The organism is Streptomyces sp. NPDC012935, from assembly GCF_042900345.1.
Classification (GTDB): domain Bacteria; phylum Actinomycetota; class Actinomycetes; order Streptomycetales; family Streptomycetaceae; genus Streptomyces.
Map to the genome: position 1 here is coordinate 1 of NZ_JBIBBC010000115.1, position 1,092 is coordinate 1,092.

The 1,092-nt window shown below is 70.1% G+C and carries 1 protein-coding gene; it reads left to right on the forward strand.

The window, feature by feature from the left end; translation table 11 throughout:
* Positions 1-11: 11 nt before the first annotated feature.
* Positions 12-1,092 (forward strand): NAD-dependent malic enzyme (locus tag ACFY5C_RS41950; RefSeq protein WP_389455370.1); only part of this gene is annotated, 1,081 nt, incomplete at its 3' end.

Genomic DNA, 1,092 nt, shown 5'->3' on the forward strand with positions numbered 1-1,092 from the left:
GGAAGTCGGCCATGGCAACGGCGCCCAGCGTCTCCTACTCGATGACGGTCCGGCTGGAGGTGCCCGCGAGCGGAACCGCGGTCTCCCAGCTCACCACGGCCGTGGAGTCCCACGGAGGCTCGGTGACCGGCCTCGACGTGACCGCGTCCGGCCACGAGAAGCTCCGCATCGACGTCACCATCGCCGCGACCTCCACCGCGCACGCCGACGAGATCGTCGAACAACTGCGCCTGATCGAGGGCGTCACGCTCGGCAAGGTCTCCGACCGTACGTTCCTGATGCACCTCGGCGGCAAGATCGAGATGGCGTCCAAGCACCCCATCCGCAACCGTGACGACCTGTCCATGGTCTACACGCCCGGCGTGGCCCGGGTCTGCATGGCGATCGCGGAGAACCCCGAGGACGCCCGCCGGCTGACCATCAAGCGCAACTCCGTCGCGGTCGTCACCGACGGCTCCGCGGTCCTCGGCCTGGGCAACATCGGCCCGAAGGCCGCGCTGCCGGTCATGGAGGGCAAGGCGGCCCTGTTCAAGCGGTTCGCAGGCATCGACGCCTGGCCGATCTGCCTGGACACCCAGGACACCGACGCGATCGTGGAGATCGTCAAGGCGATCGCCCCCGGCTTCGCGGGCATCAACCTGGAGGACATCTCCGCGCCGCGCTGCTTCGAGATCGAGGCGCGGCTGCGCGAGGCCCTGGACATCCCCGTCTTCCACGACGACCAGCACGGCACGGCGATCGTCGTCCTGGCGGCGCTGACCAACGCCCTTCGGGTCACGGGCAAGGCGATCGAGAACATCCGCGTGGTGATGTCGGGCGCCGGCGCCGCCGGTACGGCCATCCTCAAGCTGCTGCTCGCGGCGGGCGTGAAGAACGCCGTCGTGGCAGACATCCACGGCGTGGTGCACACGGGCCGTGAGGACCTGCGCCAGGCCCCCGCGGACTCGCCGCTGCGCTGGATCGCCGACAACACCAACCCGGAGAACCTGACGGGCACCCTCAAGGAGGCCGTGCGCGGCGCCGACGTCTTCATCGGCGTCTCGGCTCCCAACGTGCTCGACGGGGACGACGTGGCCGCGATGGCCGAGGGCG